The sequence below is a fragment of the Streptomyces niveus genome, assembly GCF_001723055.1.
GTDB classification, from domain to species: domain Bacteria; phylum Actinomycetota; class Actinomycetes; order Streptomycetales; family Streptomycetaceae; genus Streptomyces; species Streptomyces niveus.
On sequence record NZ_MDCR01000188.1, the window covers coordinates 12,993 to 28,279 of the forward strand.

Annotated in this window: 15 protein-coding genes and 1 pseudogene; 9 read left to right on the forward strand and 7 right to left on the reverse strand. The window is 72.4% G+C overall.

Features of this window, described 5'->3' with window-relative positions; translation table 11 throughout:
• The first annotated feature begins 50 nt into the window (after positions 1–50).
• The gene (locus BHU15_RS22085) at positions 51–1,079 is read left to right on the forward strand and encodes a questin oxidase family protein (protein ID WP_069628796.1); all 1,029 of its coding nucleotides are present in this window, start codon (positions 51–53) and stop codon (positions 1,077–1,079) included.
• Between the two features lie 8 nt (positions 1,080–1,087).
• Here the strand turns inward: BHU15_RS22085 and BHU15_RS42040 are convergent, their stop codons facing one another.
• A complete protein-coding gene (locus BHU15_RS42040; protein ID WP_023540819.1) occupies positions 1,088–1,471 on the reverse strand; it encodes a cold-shock protein in 384 nt (127 codons plus the stop codon).
• A 167-nt stretch (positions 1,472–1,638) separates the two neighbouring features.
• Here BHU15_RS42040 and BHU15_RS41505 point away from each other — a divergent pair, with 167 nt between their 5' ends.
• Complete coding sequence (locus BHU15_RS41505; RefSeq protein WP_079128292.1) at positions 1,639–1,953, forward strand: hypothetical protein; 315 nt, start codon at positions 1,639–1,641, stop codon at positions 1,951–1,953.
• On the opposite strand, the gene BHU15_RS22100 is transcribed toward BHU15_RS41505, so the two are convergent.
• Positions 1,887–2,567, reverse strand: a complete 681-nt coding sequence (locus BHU15_RS22100) for an HAD family hydrolase (protein WP_023540818.1) — start codon at positions 2,565–2,567, stop codon at positions 1,887–1,889. The two genes, BHU15_RS41505 and BHU15_RS22100, sit on opposite strands and share 67 nt — an antisense overlap.
• 144 nt (positions 2,568–2,711) lie before the next feature.
• Between BHU15_RS22100 and BHU15_RS22105 the strand changes: the two genes are divergently transcribed.
• The 4 genes from BHU15_RS22105 (at position 2,712) to BHU15_RS22120 (ending at position 6,119) form a co-directional block, all read left to right on the forward strand.
• Positions 2,712–3,746, forward strand: coding sequence for a FecCD family ABC transporter permease (locus tag BHU15_RS22105; protein WP_079128293.1), 1,035 nt, complete (start codon positions 2,712–2,714; stop codon positions 3,744–3,746).
• Positions 3,743–4,843, forward strand: a complete 1,101-nt coding sequence (locus BHU15_RS22110; protein WP_255293180.1) for a FecCD family ABC transporter permease — start codon at positions 3,743–3,745, stop codon at positions 4,841–4,843. Before BHU15_RS22105 ends, BHU15_RS22110 begins: the two co-directional genes overlap by 4 nt.
• Complete coding sequence (locus BHU15_RS22115; RefSeq protein ID WP_069628799.1) at positions 4,840–5,685, forward strand: ABC transporter ATP-binding protein; 846 nt, start codon at positions 4,840–4,842, stop codon at positions 5,683–5,685. Before BHU15_RS22110 ends, BHU15_RS22115 begins: the two co-directional genes overlap by 4 nt.
• A gap of 92 nt (positions 5,686–5,777) precedes the next feature.
• Complete coding sequence (locus tag BHU15_RS22120; protein ID WP_079128294.1) at positions 5,778–6,119, forward strand: hypothetical protein; 342 nt, start codon at positions 5,778–5,780, stop codon at positions 6,117–6,119.
• A 103-nt stretch (positions 6,120–6,222) separates the two neighbouring features.
• On the opposite strand, the gene BHU15_RS22125 is transcribed toward BHU15_RS22120, so the two are convergent.
• Both BHU15_RS22125 and BHU15_RS22130 read right to left on the reverse strand, forming a co-directional pair.
• Positions 6,223–7,269 (reverse strand): hypothetical protein, encoded by a 1,047-nt coding sequence (locus tag BHU15_RS22125; RefSeq protein WP_069628800.1) that lies wholly within the window; start codon positions 7,267–7,269, stop codon positions 6,223–6,225.
• Between the two features lie 88 nt (positions 7,270–7,357).
• Positions 7,358–7,876 carry a hemerythrin domain-containing protein gene (locus BHU15_RS22130; protein WP_069628801.1) on the reverse strand — a complete coding sequence of 173 codons (519 nt, stop codon included), beginning with the start codon at positions 7,874–7,876 and terminating at the stop codon, positions 7,358–7,360.
• Between the two features lie 427 nt (positions 7,877–8,303).
• Here BHU15_RS22130 and BHU15_RS22135 point away from each other — a divergent pair, with 427 nt between their 5' ends.
• The gene (locus tag BHU15_RS22135) at positions 8,304–10,859 is read left to right on the forward strand and encodes a helicase-associated domain-containing protein (protein ID WP_069628802.1); all 2,556 of its coding nucleotides are present in this window, start codon (positions 8,304–8,306) and stop codon (positions 10,857–10,859) included.
• Between the two features lie 9 nt (positions 10,860–10,868).
• Here the strand turns inward: BHU15_RS22135 and BHU15_RS38475 are convergent, their stop codons facing one another.
• Positions 10,869–11,669, reverse strand: a complete 801-nt coding sequence (locus BHU15_RS38475; protein ID WP_401922651.1) for a VanZ family protein — start codon at positions 11,667–11,669, stop codon at positions 10,869–10,871.
• Positions 11,670–11,938: 269 nt separating this feature from the next.
• Between BHU15_RS38475 and BHU15_RS22145 the strand changes: the two genes are divergently transcribed.
• The gene (locus BHU15_RS22145; protein ID WP_069628803.1) at positions 11,939–12,658 is read left to right on the forward strand and encodes an SDR family oxidoreductase; all 720 of its coding nucleotides are present in this window, start codon (positions 11,939–11,941) and stop codon (positions 12,656–12,658) included.
• 146 nt (positions 12,659–12,804) lie between these two features.
• Positions 12,805–14,448, forward strand: coding sequence for a DNA repair helicase XPB (locus tag BHU15_RS22150; protein ID WP_023540809.1), 1,644 nt, complete (start codon positions 12,805–12,807; stop codon positions 14,446–14,448).
• Here BHU15_RS22150 and BHU15_RS22155 read toward each other — a convergent pair.
• Positions 14,406–15,000: glycosyltransferase 87 family protein (locus tag BHU15_RS22155; protein ID WP_368483214.1), on the reverse strand; the 595-nt coding region annotated here is incomplete at its 5' end. The two genes, BHU15_RS22150 and BHU15_RS22155, sit on opposite strands and share 43 nt — an antisense overlap.
• A gap of 2 nt (positions 15,001–15,002) precedes the next feature.
• A pseudogene (locus BHU15_RS41510) lies at positions 15,003–15,245 on the reverse strand (glycosyltransferase 87 family protein); the annotation flags it as partial.
• Positions 15,246–15,287 lie beyond the last annotated feature (42 nt).

Below are 15,287 nucleotides of genomic sequence, written 5' to 3' on the forward strand. Positions count from 1 at the left end.
GTCCGTACGGCCGATACGCGGCGCGGACCCGGCGGCCTAGCGTCGTACGCATGCCCAACGACGCGAACACGAGCGGTGTTCTGGAAGAAGCCCTGGAGCGGCTGCACGCCTCGGGTCCGGAGATCTACGAATGGCGGCTGACCAACCACGCCCCCATGGTGGTCGAGGCGCTCGCCACCCGCGGCCGGTCGGGGTCCGTGCACCGCTGGCTGGACGCCTACCAGGAAAGACTCGACGACTTCCCCGACCCGGTGTCCCCCGTCACCGACGCCAACTGGCAGACGGCACTGGGCGATTCACGCCGGGGCGCCGACTGGATCGGCTACTTCCTGCGCGCGATCGGGGAACGGCCCTGGCGTGACGTGCTCGCCGAGTGGTGGCCCCGGCTGCTGCCCGGCATGTACGGCGGCTCCACGCACCCCGTGATCCGCGTCGGCCACGCCGTACGCGTCATCACCGCGAGCGGTGAGACCGCGCCGCGCCTCGCCGAACTCGCCCACGGCCTCGGCTACTGGGCCGCCCGGCACCACCCGGTCTCCGGGGTCGCCCCGCTCGCCGGCGCCCCGGACGCCGACGGCGCGCTCGACGCCGTACTCCCGATCGGCGACCTCGACGGCGGCTTCACGGCCCGGCTCGCACGCGTCGACCGGCTGCCGGTCTGGTCGGCCGACGTGACCGACCCGGACGAGGCGCGGCGCAGGCTCGCCGAACTGGTCGGCGCCTCGACGCGCCGCTACGCGACCCACGGCCACGGCAACCCGACGATGCTGGTCCACGCGGCGACCGCGCCGAACGCCGTGCTGCGTACGCTGCCGGCCCTGCCGCGCGCCCTGTGGGTGCCGAGCCTGCACGCGGCGTGGACGGCATCGGCGGCGGTGACGTCGATGTACGCGCCGGCTGAGCCGGTCCCGTACGCACCCACCACGGGCATCACCGCCGATGAGGTGCTGGAACGGGCCCTGGCCCACGGCGACGAACACGTCATCAAGTTCGCGGACACCGCCGTGGACGTGGGCGACGAGCAGTCGCTCGGCGCGGCACTGCGCGCGGTGGAGCTGAGCGAGCCGTTGCGTTACTAGGGCGGGGATCAGACGTCGAGCTGGTCCGCGACCGCGCGGAGCAGACCCGCGATGTTCGCCCCCTGGGCCTTGTCCGGATAGCGCCCCCGCTCCAGCGTGGGGGTGATGCTCTCCAGCAGCGTCGTCAGGTCCTGGACGATCGACGCCAGTTCGTCGGGCTTACGGCGCTGGGCCGCCGCCACCGAGGGGGCCGGGTCGAGGACGGTGACCGAGAGCGCCTGGTCACCGCGCTGGCCTGCGACGACGCCGAACTCGACGCGCTGGCCCGGCTTCAGTGCGTCGACTCCGGCAGGGAGGACCGATGAGTGCACGAAGACGTCGCCGCCGTCGTCACGGGAGAGAAAGCCGAAGCCCTTCTCACGGTTGAACCACTTGACCTGGCCGGTAGGCACGTCTGTCCTCGTCCTCATATGTGTTGGGGGCGCTGGCGCGCTCAAAAACGGCTCTGGATAGCACTACAGCGGGTCGGACGACCCGCCAAACCCAAGGCTAATGGTCCAGGGGCTGGTGACAAGACGTCGCCGGTTGGTTCCTGTCCGCAGGGAACTACCCTGGCCGAGTGACTGCTACTCCTTCATCACCCCAGGCCGAACCCACCGCTGATGCGGTCGGTCCCGGCGATCGGCTGGTTCGCGTCGGTGCGATCGTTTTCATCATCGGCGCGGTGGCCACCCTGGTCACCGTGGCTCCGCTGTTCCTCGGGACGGATCCGTTCCCGACGATCGCGTACGCGCTCTGCATGCTGATGGGCGTCGGTTTCGTGATCGCCGGCGCCGGGCTGCTCAGGTCGATCGCCGCGCAGCGCCGTCAGGCAAGGTCGGTCGACGCGGCCGCCCCTGCACCGGCTGATCCGGCCGCGGGATCCGCCGCGTAGGACCGCAGCCACCGCGGGAACGCCAGCAGGTCCGGCAGGACCACCTCCGCGCCCGCCGCCCGCAGTTCCGCCTCGTCGCAGGGGCCCGTCGGGACCGCGACCGAGAGCGCGCCCGCCGTGCGGGCGCCCCGTACATCGCCGGTGTGGTCACCCACGTACACGCTCGCGCCGTGCGCGCGCAGCGCCTCCGCCTTCGCCTCCGCCCACAGCCAGCCGATCACCGCGTCCGGTTCGACGCCGAGGTGCGCGAGGTGCAGCTTGGCGTTCGGCTCGTGCTTCGCCGTCACCACGATCGCCCGCCCGCCGAGCGCCTGGACGGCGGTGACGGCCTCGCGGGCACCGGCCATCAGCAGCGTCGGCGCGATGGCGTGTGTGGGATAGATCTCCCGGTAGCGGTCACCCATCTCGGCGATGCGGTCAGCCGGGAACCAGTGCGCCAGCTCCTCTTCGAGCGGCGGGCCGAGCCTGGTCACGGCCAGGTCGGCGTCGATCGGGACACCGGTCTCGGCGGAGAGCGCGAGGTAGGCGGCGTGGATGCCGGGCCGGGAGTCGATGAGGGTCATGTCGAGGTCGAAACCGACGGTCAGCGGCTGCGCGTCCGGGAGCGAGGTCATACAAGCATTGTGCCTGGACCCATCCGCCGGACTCTGGCCGGAACTCGACGCATAGACTTAGCCAAGCCTTACCAAGCCACACCACGCCACACCCAAGCCTCGTTCCCCTGCCTGGTCCCCGTGCCTCGTCCCCGATTGGTCCCGATGCCAGCCGCCGCCCCGACGACCCACCGCACGAGACGCGCCCTCGTCGCCCGCCGCATCGGCTGGACGGCCGTCGCGGCCGTGGCCCTGCTGCTCGCGGTCCTGCTCAGCCTCGCCGTCGGAGCGCGCGCCGTCGCGCCGAGCGCCGTGTTCGACGCCCTGCTCAACGGGGGTCACAGCGAGGACGCCGAGGTCGTACGGCAGCTGCGGGTGCCCCGTACCGTCATCGGCCTGATGGTCGGCGCCGCGCTCGCGCTCGCCGGTACGGTCCTCCAGGGCATCACCCGCAACCCGATCGCCGACCCCGGCATCCTCGGCATCAGCCAGGGCGCTGCGGTCGGAGTGGTCATGGCCATCGCGTTCGCCGGGGTGCACACGCTGACCGGATACGTGTGGTTCGCGTTCGCCGGGGCGGCCGTCGCCTCGGTCGCGGTGTACGCGATCGCGACGCGCGGCAGGGGCGGCGCGACGCCGGTCAAACTCGCCCTCGGCGGCGCCGCGATCAACGCGCTGCTGGTGTCCGTGACGATGGGCATCCTGACGACGCGGGCCGCCGCGCTCGACGAGTTCCGCTTCTGGCAGGTGGGGTCGGTCGCGGGCCGGGACGGCGAACTCGTCGGCCAGGTCTGGCCGTTCCTCGTCGTCGGTACGGTGCTGGTGGTGAGCGTGGCGCGGGGGCTCGACGCGCTCGCGCTCGGTGAGGACGTCGCGAAGGGGCTCGGCCAGAACGTCGGAGCCGTACGCGTCGTGGGCGGCGTCGGCGCGACCGTACTCGTCGGTGTCGGTGTCGCCGCGGCCGGTCCGATCGCGTTCATCGGCCTCGCCGTCCCGCACATCGCGCGGGCGATCGTCGGCAACGACCACCGCTGGCTGATGCCGATGGCCGCGCTGACCGGGCCGGTGATGCTGCTGACGGCCGACGTGCTCGGGCGGGTCCTCTTCCCGCCGGGCGAGGTGCCGGCGGGTGTGATGACGGCGCTGCTGGGTGTGCCGTTCCTGGTCGCTCTCGTACGCAGGAAGGCGGTACCGGCGTGAGTACGACAGCTTTGGACCGGAAGGCCGACTCAGCGTCCGCCGGGGTGCGGCCCGCCGGATACTCCCTCGTACGCACCCGGTTCGGCGCCCGGCGTGTGTCGTTCCTCCTGCATCGCCGGGCGGCGGTCGTCGCCGTCGCCCTTCTGGTGCTCCTCTGTCTGACCTGCGTCGCGTATCTGAGCGTCGGCGAGAGCTTCGTCGCCCCCACCGAGGTCCTGAAGGTGATCCTCGGACAGCCGTCGTCGGACGAACTCGTCGTCGGCACACTGCGGCTGCCGCGCATGGTGGTCGGTCTTCTCGTCGGCGCCGCCTTCGGCGTCTCGGGCGCGCTGATCCAGACCGTCGCCCGTAACCCGCTGGCCAGCCCGGACATCATCGGTGTCACGCAAGGCGCCAGCGCGCTGACCGTCTTCGCGATGACGTACGGCGTCACGTCGTTCGCCGTCCTGCCGTATCTCTCGGTCGCGGGCGGCATGGTGGCGGCCGTACTCGTGTACGTCTTCGCCTGGCGCGGCGGACTGCACGCCACCCGCTTCGTCCTCATCGGCATCGGCTTCGCGATCGCGCTGCGCTCGCTGACCACGCTCTTCATGACGAAGGGCGACTATCTCGTCGCCCAGCAGGCCCAGGTGTGGATGACGGGCTCGCTGAACGGCCGCGGCTGGGACGAGGCGGCGCCGCTCGGCTGGGTGCTGCTGATCCTGCTGCCCGCGGTGGCGTGGGCCGCGTACGCCCAGCGCACGGTGTCGCTGGACGACGGGACCGCCACCGCGCTCGGCGTACGCCTGGGGCACATACGGCTCGGGCTCGTCCTGCTCGGCGTGGTGCTCGCGTCCGTGGCGACCGGCACGGCCGGTCCGGTGGACTTCGTGGCGCTGCTCGCACCGCAGATCGCGCGGCGGATGACGCGTACGGCGCAGATCCCGCTCCTGTGCAGCGCGTTGCTGGGCGCGGTGATCGTGGTGCTGGCCGACCTGTTCGCGCGCAAGCTGTTCGCGCCCACCGAACTGCCCGTGGGGGTGCTCACGGCCGCGATCGGCGCGCCGTATCTGATCTGGCTGATCATTCGCAGCCGTACCGCAGGAGCTGGAAAATGACCACGAGCATCGGCGAGACGACGAAGAGCGGGCTGAGCAGGCTCAGGGCGCGCGAGCTGACGCTCGCGTACGACGACCGCACCGTCGTCCACGACCTCGAACTGGCCGTCCCCGACGGCCGGGTGAGCGTGATCGTCGGCCCGAACGCCTGCGGCAAGTCGACCACGCTGCGCGCGCTCGGCCGGCTGCTGAAGCCGAAGAGCGGTTCGGTGCTGCTGGACGGCGAGGAGCTGGCGAGAATCCCGACGCGGAAGATCGCGCAGTCGATCGGTCTGCTGCCGCAGTCGCCGACCGCGCCGGAGGCGATCACCGTCGCCGACCTGGTCTCGCGGGGCCGCCAGCCGCATCAGCACTGGTGGCAGCAGTGGTCGGAGGAGGACGAGCGGGCCGTCACGGAGGCGATGGCGCGCACGGACGTGACGGACCTGGCCGAGCGGTCGGTCGACGAGCTGTCGGGCGGGCAGCGGCAGCGCGTGTGGATCGCGATGGCGCTGGCGCAGGAGACGGACCTGCTGCTGCTGGACGAGCCGACGACGTTCTTGGACATCGCGCACCAGGTGGAGGTCCTGGACCTGGTACGCCGCCTCAACCACGAACAGGGGCGCACGGTCGTGATCGTGCTGCACGACCTCAACCAGGCGGCGCGGTACGCCGATCACCTGGTGGCCATGAAGTCGGGCCGCATCGTCGCCGAGGGCCACCCGGGCGAGATCGTGACGGCGGAGCTGGTACGGGAGGTGTTCGGCCTCGAATCGGTGGTGGTCCCGGACCCGGTGACGGGCTCGCCGCTGGTGGTGCCGGGGGCGCCGTACCGGCCGGAGGCGGAGACGGGCGTGGCGTAGCCGTTCTCGAGGCCCCTTCGCGTAGACGCGGTCAGCGGGGGCAACCGGAGAGGGAGCCGACGCGCGACGAACGCGTCGACCAGCGACGGGAGATGACGGACATGGCGACGGAGGAGCGAGACCGGGAACGCGGCGACGGCCGGGAACGCGCGGCGCACGACGTCCCGGGAGGCGGGACGACCCACGAGCCGGAGCCACTGCCCGATCTCGCGCACGGCACGGTTCAGCGGGCCCAGCTCCCCGCCCGAATCGCGGACATCGCCTGGACGGCGCTCGTGATCGTGCTGGGCGCGTGGGTGCTGGGGAGCGCGATCGGCATCGCACGGGGCACGGAGAACGCGTGGGTCTACTGCGCGATCGGCGCCGTGCTGTTCGTCGTGGCGCTACGCGCCCGTCTGTCGACGCTGAAGGCCCGCGCGCGCACGCGCCTCTGAGGTCCTGTTCCTGGTGCTGAGTGCCGGTCCCGATCCTGGCCACGCGGCCCCGCTCGCCCCTCACATGGGGTGGGCGGGGCCGCCGTTTGCAGGGGATGCCGGTTCAGCCGCGCCGGGAGCGCCAGACCAGGAACAGTGCCGAACTGACCGCCGCCACCCGGACCACCACCGGCCAGGTCTCCGAGATCGCCGCGCCCATCGCGTCGTCCGCGATGGCCTCGCCCCAGCGTTCTGTCATACGGCCCCAGAGCCAGACCCCGCCCCCGACGACGGCGACGATCGGCAGCCCGAACACCGCCAGCTTCACCTCGAAGCGCGACATCCGGCGTGAGGCGTACGCGAGGACCCAGCCGCCCGCCAGCGCCAGCCACGAGCCGAGTACCGCGCCGACGACGAGCAGGGCGGCTGCCAGCAGCAGGTAGGGATTGGTGAGTTGGAGGCCGGGCCGGGCTTCGGCCGGGGCGGTCTTGCCGGCGCGGCGGCGCAGTCGTGGGAGCAGGCGGCGCCGTGCGGGTGCCTCCTCCTCTTCCTCCGCGTCGTCCTCGGCCGACTCCTGTTCCCTCTCCTTCTCGGCGAGTTCCTCGGGGGTCGGCGGCGGCTTCAGTATCTCGGGGATCTCCACGCCGCCGACGAACCCGGAGACGCCGGTCGCCGCCCCCACCGGGCCGGGCTCCACACGCCACCAGTCCGGTTCGCCGCCGCCGGACGGGGCGAGTTCGTGCGTACCGGCCGGCCGGGGCGGGGACTCGACGGGGGCGGCGGGTGTGTCGGGCACGGACCGGCGCGTCTGCTTCGGTACCGGGGGCCGGAGGCCACCGAGCAGCCCGCGCCCGAGCCTGCCGCGCTGCTTGGGCAAGTTGGCGGGTTGGGGCGGCGGCTCGGCGACCGGTTCCTGCCCGTACGAGCTGCCGCCCGACGAGCCACCGCCCGCCGCCGCGTCCACCACCTGGTCCGGCGAACCGAGCCGTCCCAGGATGCGGCGGACGGCGGCGGGGCTGTCGCCACCGAACTTCCCGCGCTGCTTGTCGATCTCGACCCGCAGCTCGGAGACGAGTCTCATCCGGTCACCGGAGGGCAACTGCCGTTGCTGGGCCACATCTCCGACCCGGCTCAGATAGTCGTAGACGAGCTGGTCGCTCTCGATCCCCACACTGCCCTCCGCACACGCGCGCCTTACCTGCGGCCGATGGTGTCGCGCTCGAACTCCTACGTCCAGTGCGACAGGGCCGCCCGGTGTCCTACGGCTGCGCCGGGGGCCACGGCACGTCCGCCACCAGTGGCAGGATCACCTCCTCCTCGTAGTCGAGGTGCGCGTTCAGCTCCGTCGTCATCCGCGCCAACTCCGCCCGGAAACGGGCCGGTTCGGCCGCGCCGATGTCGGCGAGCAGTGCCACCAGCGCGTCCTGGATCCGCGCGATGGCGCGGTGTTCGGCGCGGAGCCGGTCGAAGACGTCGGTCAAGTGGGGGTGGTACTGGGCGATCCCGGGGAACAGGTGCCCGTCCTCGCTGGTGTGATGGAAGTCCAGGGCCTGGCAGAACGCCAGGCAGCGCTGCCGGATCTGGAACCCGAGGGCCGGTGCCGGCGGCTCGCCGGCGTCCTTCCGGCCCGCGAGGTGCGCGTCGGCGTCGGCCGTCACCAGCTCCAGCTGGGCGCGCAGTTGGTCGTGCACTTGCAGGATCTTGTCGGCGAGGGTCCGCACCTCGCGCGGGCTCTGACCGTCGTCAGCATCGGCGGGCTCAAGGGGCTTCGTGGGCATGCGTTTCTGGTTCTCCGGAAGATGAGGGCAGCCCTCGGACACGGCGGAGCCGGACCGGCTGCGAAGAGTGAGAAGTGCGAGAAGAATGGGATGCGGTGAATGGCGACGTGCGGTGGCGCGCTCTGCGCGCTGGCTACGTCACGTACAGGTCGCGGAGTACGTACTCATGGCGGATCCCCTGCGTGAAGGGTGCTCGCCCGGTCACCGGCCCGCCCACTGCTCTTCGGCCGGCGCCACGCGGCACCGCCCCCAATTACACGCAGCCGCCCCGCACCTGTCAACAAAACCCGGGCACCGTCCCGGACGCCGTATCGGACACCCTTCGGGACGCCGCACGGCCCCCCGACGGCCGACACCCCGGCCGGCCGGCCCACAGGGGCTAACGTGGGGCGGATGGGAATCAGCTAGCCCGCCCCTGGAGGCGCACGTGTCCGAACGATCCGGCGGAACGCCCCCGCGTACGCTCGCGGAGGCCCTGCGCACCCGCGACGACGACGCGCTGGCCGCCCTCCTGCGCGCGCGTCCCGACCTGCTGAGCCCCGTGCCGAACGACCTCGGTCAGCTCGCCACCCGCGCCGGTACCCGCGCCTCGGTCATGCGGGCGCTGGAACGGCTCGACCGCTTCACGCTCCAGACCGCCGAGGCGCTGGCCGCCTCGACCGACCCCGCGCCGTACGAGGCCGTCCGCGCGCTGATGACCGGCGACGAGGGTGATCCGCGCGTCGAGGCGGCCCTGCCGGGCGCCGTCGCCGCGCTGCGCGCGCAGGCGCTGATCTGGGGCGCCGACGACCGGCTGCGGCTGGTCCGTACGGCCCGCGAGATCCTGGCGCCGTCCCCCAACCACCCCTCGCCGACCGGCCTCGGCCCGACCGTCGCCGAGGCCACGGCGGGCATGTCGCCGGGCCGGATCCAGGAGATCATCACCACCGCCGGGCTGCCGTCCACGCACGACCCGGTCTCGGCCGTCACCGCGCTGGCCGCGCTCTTCACCGACCGCACGCGCATGGCGGCGCTCCTCGACACCGCCCCGCCCGACGCGCTGGCCGTGCTCGACCGGCTGGTGTGGGGGCCGCCGTACGGCGAGATCACCTCGAAGCCCGCGCCGCCCGTGCAGTGGCTGCGCGACCACGGGCTGCTGCTGCCGACCTCCACGCGCACCGTCGTACTGCCGCGCGAGGCCGCGCTGCATCTGCGCGGGGGGCGCGCGCACCGGCACACCGAGCCGGAGCCGCCGGAGATCCTGCCGCACCCCTCCACGTCGACGGTGACATCCACGCCGACCGCCCGTCCACAGGTTGTGGACAGCGCGGCGGCGGCCCAGGCGTACACCGCGCTGGAGACGATCGAGGAGCTGGCCAAGGAGTGGAACGAGGGCGGCCCGAACGTCCTGCGCGCCGGCGGCCTGTCCGTACGTGACCTCAAGCGCACCGCGACCGCGCTGGACACCACCGAGCCCGTCGCCGCCTTCTGGGTCGAACTCGCCTATGCGGCAGGGCTGTTGGCGGCCGACGGCGAGGCGGACGAGCGCTACGCGCCGACGCCCGCCTACGACCAGTGGCCCGACCTGCCCCCGGCCGAGCGCTGGGCCCGCCTGGCCACGGCCTGGCTGGGCGCCACCCGCACCTCGGGTCTCGTCGGCGGCCAGGACAGCAAGGGCCGTACGCTCGCCGCGCTCGGCCCGGATCTGGACCGGGGCGCCGCGCCGGAGGTACGGCGCCATGTGCTCGACCTCCTCGCGAGTCTCCCCGACGGCACCGCCCCCGACCCGGAGAGCGTGCTCGCCCGGCTGCGCTGGGAACGCCCGCTGCGCGGCGCGGCGGCGGGCCGGCCGGAAGATCTGCGGGCGCGTATCGCCGCGTGGACGCTGACCGAGGCGGAGATGCTGGGTGTGACCGGGCGCGGCGCCCTGTCGTCGCACGGGCGGGCGCTGATCGCACCGGATTCGGTGGACGGCGGGGACAGCGGAGCGATGGGCTCGTTCCCGAAGCCCGCCTCCCGTACGGCCGCCGCGACCCCCGGGGAGTTGTCGGCCGTCGGCCTGCACGCCGCCCGCGCCCTGGCGCCCCACCTTCCCGACCCACTCGACCATGTCCTCCTCCAGGCGGACCTCACGGCCGTCGCCCCCGGGCCACTGCTGCGTCCGCTCGCCGAGACGCTGTCCGTGATCGCCGACATCGAGTCACGGGGCGGCGCGACCGTCTACCGCTTCACGCCCGCGTCCGTACGCCGCGCGCTCGACGCCGGGCTTTCGGCTTCCGACCTGCACGCGTTCCTCGCGGCGCACAGCCGTACGCCGGTGCCGCAGCCGCTCAGCTATCTGATCGACGACATGGCGCGGCGGCACGGGCATCTGCGGATCGGTTCCGCTTCGGCGTACGTGCGCTGCGACGACGAGGCCGTCCTGGACGAGATCCTGGCCGACCGGCGTTCCCACGCGCTGCGGCTGCGCCGCCTCGCGCCCACCGTCCTGGCGGCCCAGGCCGACCCCACGACGCTGCTGGACGGGCTGCGCTCGATGGGGCTCGCGCCGGCCGCCGAGTCAGCCGAGGGTGATGTGCTGGTCACCCGCGCCCACGCGCACCGCACCCCGCCGCGCACGCCTCCGGCGCCCGTCCCCGACGGCCCGCCGGTGCCCGCGCCGACCCTGCTCGGCGCGGCGGTACGGGCGATCCGGGCCGGTGACCAGGCGGCCACCGTCGTACGCAAGACGCTCCCCGAACCGGCGTCGGCGGCGCCGGGCGGCGAGCTGCCCCGCACCACGTCGGCCGAGACGCTGGCGACGGTCCAGGCCGCCGCGCTGACGGGGTCGGCGCTCTGGATCGGCTACGTGAACGCGGAGGGCGCGGCCAGCCAGCGCGTGATCGCGCCGGTACGGGTCGAGGGCGGCTTCGTGACGGCGTACGACCACACGGCCGACGAGGTCCGCACGTATCCGCTGCACCGCATCACGGGCGTGGCGGAACTGGCCGACGACCCGGCGTAGCGGCAGCGGCTACTTGCGGGGCCGCCGGCCGGGGGCGCCGGATTTGGGCGCGGCTTTCTTCTTCGGCGCGGCCTTCTTCCCCGGCGTGGCCGCCTTCTTCGCGGCCGATGTCTTCGCGGTCGTGTTCTTCGCGGTCGTGTTCTTCGCGACGGCTGTCTTCTTCGGCTTCTCCGCGACGGACTCGCGCTTCATCGCACCCCGCATCCGCTCCTTCCACGACGCGCGCTCGGTCGTCTCCGCGCCGGCACCTGTACCTCCGCCCGTCCCTCCGCCCGCAGCCGCGGCCTCGCGCCGGGCCTTCCTCCGCGCCGCCCGCTCCCGCTTGCGTTCCAGTTCCCGCTCCTCCTCCTGCCGGGCCCGCCCCTCCAGCGAACGGAACCCCAGGGTGTGGAAGCGGTGACTGAACCGGCGCCCCAGCAGCAGATACGCGAGGAACGCACCGCTCGTGTTCATGATCACGTCGTCCACGTCGAAGGCCCGGCCCTCGACGATCGCACCCTGCGCCAGCTCCACCACGATCATCGTGACCGCGGTCAGGGCCACCACCCGCACCATCCGGAACCTGCGCGGCACCAGCACCGGCAGCAACAGCCCGAACGGCGCGCCCATCAGCACATTGCCGCCGACCTGCTTGCACGCCGCGAGGAACGTGTAGTCCTCCGCGTACTGCCGCAGCGAATGCCCGGGCCGCAGATTGGACCCCGCGATCTCCGAGGAGGCGGGCGACGGTGTGAGCGTCAACTCGGCCAGTACGGCGGCGAACCCGACGAGCAGCAGCAGCGCCACGACGAGGATGACCACCCGCAACACCGCTCCGCCCCACGACGTACTCCAGGTCGAGTGCGCAGGTGCCGAGCCATCCACCACACGGGCGCCCGCGCGCCCTCCGGTCCGTTCCGTTTCAGCCGCCATACGCCCCGCTTGCCCCGGACCGGGCCGCGTACGCCAGCCAGACCGGCCGATCTGGTGGGCGGGAACTGGTGGACCCCCATGACATGACCCGGCTAAACCGATCCGCAGGCGCCGACAACTACCGTCCGCCCGGCTGTGATTGTCCATCCGAGAACAGGAAAACGCTCATGAGTCTCGCCACCCCCCTGGTCGACAAGCACGTGATCGTCATCGGCGGCACTTCCGGCATCGGTCTCGCCATCGCCGAGCGCGCCCTGGCTGCCGGGGCCCGGGTCACCGCGGCCAGCCGCAACCCGGGACGTACCGCGGGCACCGTGCCCTCGGGCATAGCGACCGAGCAGGTCGACATCACCTCCGCGGCCTCGGTCGAGTCTCTGCTCGATCGTGTCGGCGCCTTCGACCACCTGGCGATGTCGGCGGGTGTCACCGCCCTCGGCACCGTGCGGGAACTGGACTCCCGCGCCGCCCAGGCGTTCTTCGACACCAAGTTCTGGGGTGCCTACAACGGGGTGCGGGCCGCGGCCGACCGCATCGCGAAGGACGGCTCGATCGTCCTGATCGGAGGCATCGCGAGCCGCAAGCACGGCCCCGGGCGCCCGACGATGGCCGCGATCAACGCCGCCCTGGAGGCCTTCGGCAGGGCCAACGCCGTCGACCTGGCCCCGGTGCGGGTCAACGTCATCGCCCCCGGACTGGTCGAGACCCCGGCCTTCGACGACGTCCCGGAGGATGTGCGGCGGCGCTTGCTCACCCAGTACGTCGCCAGCGTGCCCGTCGGACGCGTCGGCATGCCCGAGGACATCGCCTCGACCGCACTGTTCCTGATGGCCAACGGCTATGCCACCGGATCCGTGGTCGACGTCGACGGCGGCGTTCAGCTCACCTGACCCGCCCAGTCGTCGCCGGTTGATCCTCAGGTCATCGGGATCTCCGGTACCGTCCCGGCGGTACCCGCGCCGAAAGCGGCGTCGATGCGCGACACTGGACGTTTGGCCGCGTGCAGTGGCCGTACGAAGGACGAAAGGGCGCGGCTGTGAATGGACCTCTCATCGTCCAGAGCGACAAGACATTGCTGCTGGAGGTGGACCACGACCAGGCCGACGCCTGCCGTCGCGCCATCGCGCCCTTCGCCGAGCTGGAGCGGGCGCCGGAACACATCCACACGTACCGGCTGACCCCGCTCGGGCTGTGGAACGCCCGCGCCGCCGGGCACGACGCCGAGCAGGTCATCGACGCGCTGGTGGCGTATTCGCGCTACCCGGTGCCGCACGCCCTGCTCGTGGACGTCGCCGAGACGATGGCCAGGTACGGACGGCTCACCCTGTCCAAGCACCCCACCCATGGGCTGGTGCTGACCAGCACCGACCGGCCCGTGCTTGAGGAGATCCTGCGGTCGAAGAAGGTGCAGCCGCTGGTCGGGACGCGGATCGACCCGGACACCGTGGCCGTGCACCCCTCCGAGCGCGGGCAGATCAAGCAGACGCTGCTGAAGCTGGGCTGGCCGGCCGAGGACCTGGCCGGATACGTCGACGGCGAGGCGCACGCCATCGAGCTGGACGAGCGGGAGTGGTCGCTGCGCCCGTATCAGAAGCAGGCCGTCGAGGGCTTCTGGCACGGCGGGTCCGGCGTGGTCGTGCTGCCGTGCGGCGCGGGCAAGACGCTCGTCGGCGCGGGCGCGATGGCGCAGGCGAAGGCGACGACGCTGATCCTCGTCACGAACACCGTCTCCGCCCGGCAGTGGAAGCACGAGCTGATCCGTCGGACGTCGCTGACGGAGGAGGAGATCGGCGAGTACAGCGGTACACGCAAGGAGATCCGCCCGGTCACGATCGCCACGTACCAAGTGCTCACGGTGCGCCGTAAGGGCGTCTATCCGCACCTGGAGCTGTTCGACTCGCGGGACTGGGGCCTGGTCATCTACGACGAGGTGCATCTGCTGCCCGCGCCCGTCTTCAAGTTCACCGCCGACCTCCAGGCGCGGCGCCGGCTGGGGCTGACGGCGACGCTCGTACGGGAGGACGGCCGCGAGTCGGACGTCTTCTCGCTCATCGGGCCGAAGCGTTTCGACGCGCCGTGGAAGGAGATCGAGGCGCAGGGCTACATCGCGCCCGCGGACTGTGTCGAGGTACGGGTCAACCTGACGGACAGCGAGCGCCTGGCGTACGCGACGGCCGAGCAGGACGAGAAGTACCGCTTCTGCGCGACGACGGCGACGAAGCGCAAGGTCACGGAGGCGCTGGTCGCCAAGCACAAGGGCGAACAGACGCTGGTCATCGGCCAGTACATCGACCAGCTGGATGAGCTGGGTGAGCATCTGGACGCGCCGGTGATCAAGGGCGAGACGAGCAACGCGCAGCGGGAGAAGCTGTTCGACGCGTTCCGCCAGGGCGAGATCTCGGTGCTGGTGGTGTCGAAGGTCGCGAACTTCTCGATCGATCTGCCGGAGGCGACGGTCGCGATCCAGGTGTCGGGCACGTTCGGCTCGCGCCAGGAGGAGGCGCAGCGGCTGGGCCGGGTGCTCCGTCCGAAGGCGGACGGCCACGAGGCGCGGTTCTACTCGGTGGTGGCCCGCGACACGATCGACCAGGACTTCGCGGCGCACCGCCAGCGCTTCCTCGCGGAGCAGGGATACGCCTACCGGATCGTGGACGCGGACGAGTTGCTGGCCGACAGCTGACCGGCAACGGCTGTCGCCCGCCGCCGGGTGGCCGTACGGGTGCGGGGGGCGTGGCAGCGGTAGGCCACGTACGCGAGGAGTACGAGCCCCAGCAGCGCGTACGGCGACGCCAACGGCTGCTGCCACCAGGGCAGTCGAAGCTCCGCCCCGCCCTCGTGCGGCACGAGCCGGAAGCTCCGCGCCGCGAAGACCAGCGCGACCGCCGCCGCCGTACGCCAACGGCCCTCGGCGAGCAGGACCGTCAGCAGCGGCACGCACCACACCCAGTGGTGGGACCAGCTGACCGGTGAGACGAGCAGCGCGGTCAGCGCGGTGACGAGGATGCCCCATGTCTCAAGTCCTTTCCTTACGACGGCTCTTCGCGCCAGCCACAGACCGGCGAACGTGATGACGACACAGGCGACCGCCCAGCCGACGCCCGGCTCCGTGGTGCGCAGCGCACGGGCGAACAGCCCTTGCAGCGACTGGTTGTCGGTGGTCCACCCCTCGCCCGCGCGGCCGGTCTCGAAGACCCGTAGCGTCCAGAAGTCGAGGCTCGCCCCTGGCAGTACGNNGGCGCGTACGGCGTCGGGTCGGCCGGCGAGCAGCAGATAGGCGATGAAGAGGGCGGGGGCCAGTTCGACGCCCGCCACGACCCCGAGGGCGAAACCCTTGCCGAGCGCGTGGTCCGGCCGGGTCAGGTCCCACAGGACGACGCAGGTCAGCGCGAGCCCGATCTCTCCGAAGAGGACGGTCCGCAGGACCGGTTCGAGCCACAACGCGACGGCGACGCACAGCAGGACTGGGACCCAGGACAGGACGGGAACGGGGACGGAGGGCCGGGAGAAGCGGACGGGGGT

Excerpts from the sequence above, each read along its gene's own strand:
- BHU15_RS22085 (WP_069628796.1), top strand. The coding sequence starts at position 51 with ATGCCCAACGACGCGAACACGAGCGGTGTTCTGGAAGAAGCCCTGGAG.
- BHU15_RS22120 (WP_079128294.1), top strand. The coding sequence starts at position 5,778 with ATGACGGACATGGCGACGGAGGAGCGAGACCGGGAACGCGGCGACGGC.
- BHU15_RS22130 (WP_069628801.1), bottom strand. The coding sequence starts at position 7,876 with ATGCCCACGAAGCCCCTTGAGCCCGCCGATGCTGACGACGGTCAGAGC.
- BHU15_RS22115 (WP_069628799.1), top strand. The coding sequence starts at position 4,840 with ATGACCACGAGCATCGGCGAGACGACGAAGAGCGGGCTGAGCAGGCTC.
- BHU15_RS22100 (WP_023540818.1), bottom strand. The coding sequence starts at position 2,567 with ATGACCTCGCTCCCGGACGCGCAGCCGCTGACCGTCGGTTTCGACCTC.
- BHU15_RS22105 (WP_079128293.1), top strand. The coding sequence starts at position 2,712 with ATGCCAGCCGCCGCCCCGACGACCCACCGCACGAGACGCGCCCTCGTC.
- BHU15_RS22145 (WP_069628803.1), top strand. The coding sequence starts at position 11,939 with ATGAGTCTCGCCACCCCCCTGGTCGACAAGCACGTGATCGTCATCGGC.